The following is a 3456-nucleotide window of genomic DNA, read 5'->3' on the forward strand; positions in this document are numbered from 1 at the left end:
GGATGAGCCGGTCCGGGTGGTGGTCGGCGTCGATCCGCCAGCGAGTGCGGAGGGCGATGCGTGCGGGATCGTTGCGGTGGCGGTGGACGGTCTGGGACGGCTCGAGGTGCTGGAGGATGCGAGCGTTGCCGGGCTGTCGCCCGAGGGCTGGGCGCTCGCTGTGGCGGCGTGTGCCGACCGGCATGGCGCGGATCGCGTGGTGGCGGAGAAGAACCAGGGCGGTGACATGGTCGAGAGCGTGCTGCGCGCGGCGGCGGTGGCGATGCCGGTGCGGCTGGTCCATGCCAGCCGGGGCAAGGCGGCGCGGGCGGAGCCGGTGGCGGCGCTGTACGAGCGGGGCCATGTGCGGCACGCGGCGGCGTTTGTGGCGCTGGAGGACGAGCTGTGCGGGCTGGTGCGCGGGGGCGATTATGCCGGGCCGGGGCGCTCGCCGGATCGCGCGGATGCGCTGGTGTGGGCGGCGTGGGAGCTGGTGTTCGGGTGGAAGGGCGAGGTCGGGGTGCGCAAGCCGTGAGATCGGCTCTAGGCGATGCGTTCGCCCCCCGCTAAGCCACGCTCCATGTGCGTGCTGGCGTTGGCGTGGGGAATGCATCCCAATTGGTTGTTGGTCGCCGCGGGGAACCGTGACGAGCGGCATGCGCGCGCGACCTTGCCGCTGTCGCGCTGGATGGCGAAGGGTCCCGTGATCGGCGGGCGCGATCTGGAGGCCGGGGGGACCTGGCTGGCGGTGAACGAGGCCGGGCGGCTGGCGGCGGTGACCAATGTGCGCGGCGAGGCGGCCGATCCGGGCAAGCTGTCGCGCGGGGCGCTGGTGACCGATATGCTTGCGGGGCACGAGCCGGAGGATCTGAACGCGTACAACCCGTTCAACCTGATTGCGGTGGATCGCGACGGGCCGCTGTATCTGTCGAACCGGCCCGATCCGGTGCGGCGGCCGCTGAGCCCGGGGATGCACGGGCTGTCGAATGGGTTGTTCGATACGCTGTGGCCCAAGACGATCCGGGTGCAGATGGCGCTGACCGCCTGGCTGCAGGAAGGCAGCGCGTCGATGGAGAAGCTGTTCGCGGCGCTGGCGGACGAGCGGCCGGCAGGGGCGGCGGAGCGCTATGAGCCCGATCCGTTCGAGCCGGTGGACTCGCCGGTGTTCATCCGCAACCCGGTCTATGGCACGCGGTGCAGCACGGTGGTGACGGTGGACCATCTGGGCCGCGGGCGGATTGCGGAGCGGCGGTTCAGTTCGACGGGTCTGCTCGAGGGCGAAAGTGTCCTCAGTTTTACGTGGAGTTGAGATGACCCCGAGAGAGCTGATCGGCGTGGCCGAGGTGCCGGGCGGGGAGCCGTTGCGGCTGGTGCGGCATGGGCGTGACTTCATCATCATGCTCGAGCGTAACGAGCTGATGTCGAGCCGGATGAGCGGATCGGAAGAGGCGCTGGCGGAGATGACGCTGGACCGGCTGAACGACCCGGCGAACGCGCGGCTGCTGATCGGCGGATATGGCATGGGGTTTACGCTGCGCGCGGCGCTCAGGCGGCTGGGGCCGAAGGGGTGGGCGTGCGTGGTCGAGCTGGTGCCCGGCATCATCGAGTGGGCGCGCGGGCCGATGGCGGAGCTGGCCGACGGGTGCCTGGACGATCCGCGCACGCAGCTGGTGATGGGCGATGTCGGCGCGGAGATCGCGCGCAGCCGGGGCAGCTGGGAGGCGATCCTGTTGGATGTCGACAATGGTCCTGACGGGCTGACGCGCGATGCCAATAACGGGCTGTACACGATGCGCGGGCTGGAGCGGGCGCGGGCGGCGCTGGCGCCGGGCGGGGTGCTGGCAGTGTGGTCGGCGGGGCCGGACCCGGCCTTTACGCGGCGGATGCGCGATGCGGGGTTTGCGGTGGAAGAGGTTCAGGTGCGGGCGCGTTCCAATGGAAAAGGCCCGCGGCACGTGATCTGGTTCGGTAGGAAGCGGTAAGAGTCTTTTAGGCGCGCAGACGCGCGCGCCCTCCCCCAGCCCCTCCCGCTAGCGGGAGGGAAGTTTTAGCGGAGAATTTCTATGAAATGGTTCGGGCGGAAGTCCGGGCGCGAGGGTTCGCGTCCGGTGTTGGCGCGTGGGCAGGGCGCGGGCGCGGTGCTGGGTGAGTGGCCGCAGAGCTACGAGGCGCAGGTGCGCGCGGGCTATACGGCCAATCCGGTGGCGCAGCGGGCGGTGAAGATCATTGCCGAGGGGGTGGCCGCCGCGCCGATTGCGGCGAGCGATGCGGCGTTGCTGAAGCTGGTCGCCGCACGCAGCCAGGGGCAGGAACTGGGGGCAACGATCGCCGCGCAGTTGCTGCTCCATGGCAATGCCTATGTGCAGCTGCTGGGCGACGGCGCGGGGGGCGTGGCGGAGCTGTTCGCGCTGCGGCCCGAGCGGGTGAGCGTCGAAACCGATGCCGGGGGGTGGCCGGTCGGCTATCGCTATCGAGTCGGCGGGAGCGTCACCACGATCGCGGCGGAGGATGCGGCGGGGCGGCCGCAGGTCGTGCATCTGAAGGCGTTCAACCCGGTCGACGATCATTATGGCCTGGGCTGCCTGGGCGCAGCGAGCGGCGCGATCGCGATCCACAATGCCGCGACGCGATGGAACAAGGCGCTGCTGGACAATGCGGCGCGGCCTTCGGGGGCGCTGGTGTACGAGCCGGGCGACGGGAGCGCGCTGTCGCCGGCGCAGTTCGAGCGGCTCAAGAGCGAGATGGAGGCGGGCTTTGCCGGGGCCGCCAATGCCGGGCGGCCGATGCTGCTGGAGGGCGGCCTGAAGTGGCAGGCGATGAGCCTGACGCCTGCCGACATGGATTTCGTCGGGCTGAAGGCGGCGGCGGCGCGCGAGATCGCGCTGGCGTTTGGGGTGCCGCCGATGCTGATCGGGCTGCCCGGCGACAATAGCTACGCGAATTATCGCGAGGCGAACAAGGCGGTGTGGCGGATGACGATCCTGCCGCTGGCGGACAAGATCCTGACCGAATTGGCGCAGGGGCTGTCGCCCTGGTTCCCCGGCGCGCACCTGCGGGTTGCGGTCGACAAGGTCCCGGCGATGGCGGAGGACCGCGAGCGGCTGTGGCGCAGCGTGAGCGCGGCTGAATTCCTGACGCCCGAGGAGAAGCGCGCGCTGGTGGGGATCGGCGCCGAGATTGACCTGGAGATCGGGTCGTGAGCGCGCCGGTGGACGGCAAGCTGCTAGCTCAGCTGATCGCGCAGGGAAGCGCCGAAGGGGCGGATATGGCGACGCTGCGCGCGGTGGCGGAGGAAGCGGGCGAGCTGGGCGCGACTCGGGCGCTGGCGCGGCTGGGGCTGGATGATCCGCACGCGGGCAAGGACATGGGCGAGCTGCGCGAGCTGCTGGAGGCGTGGCGCGATGCCAAGCGATCGGCGGTGAAGGCGGTGGCCGGGTGGGTCGTACGGATGCTGCTAGCGCTGGTGGTGGTGGGGCT

5 protein-coding genes are annotated in these 3456 nt (G+C 70.7%); all 5 read left to right on the forward strand.

Annotation, left to right across the window (positions count from 1 at the left end; translation table 11 throughout):
• The coding region (locus tag AX681_RS03375; protein WP_197424222.1) for a DNA-packaging protein at positions 1-514 on the forward strand (514 nt) is incomplete at its 5' end.
• 45 nt (positions 515-559) lie between these two features.
• The gene (locus tag AX681_RS03380; RefSeq protein WP_066658776.1) at positions 560-1288 is read left to right on the forward strand and encodes an NRDE family protein; all 729 of its coding nucleotides are present in this window, start codon (positions 560-562) and stop codon (positions 1286-1288) included.
• A gap of 1 nt (position 1289) precedes the next feature.
• Positions 1290-1961, forward strand: a complete 672-nt coding sequence (locus tag AX681_RS03385; protein ID WP_066658774.1) for a spermidine synthase — start codon at positions 1290-1292, stop codon at positions 1959-1961.
• 81 nt (positions 1962-2042) lie between these two features.
• Positions 2043-3179, forward strand: a complete 1137-nt coding sequence (locus AX681_RS03390) for a phage portal protein (RefSeq protein ID WP_066658772.1) — start codon at positions 2043-2045, stop codon at positions 3177-3179.
• A 65-nt stretch (positions 3180-3244) separates the two neighbouring features.
• Positions 3245-3456, forward strand: a 212-nt coding sequence (locus AX681_RS03395; protein ID WP_066681807.1) for a DUF6127 family protein, incomplete at its 3' end; no start/stop codon positions are given.

This window comes from Sphingomonas sp. CCH9-E2 (assembly GCF_001557215.1).
GTDB lineage: Bacteria > Pseudomonadota > Alphaproteobacteria > Sphingomonadales > Sphingomonadaceae > Sphingomonas.

Coding starts and splice junctions, on each gene's coding strand:
- AX681_RS03380 (WP_066658776.1), top strand. CDS start 560: ATGTGCGTGCTGGCGTTGGCGTGGGGAATGCATCCCAATTGGTTGTTG.
- AX681_RS03385 (WP_066658774.1), top strand. CDS start 1,290: ATGACCCCGAGAGAGCTGATCGGCGTGGCCGAGGTGCCGGGCGGGGAG.
- AX681_RS03390 (WP_066658772.1), top strand. CDS start 2,043: ATGAAATGGTTCGGGCGGAAGTCCGGGCGCGAGGGTTCGCGTCCGGTG.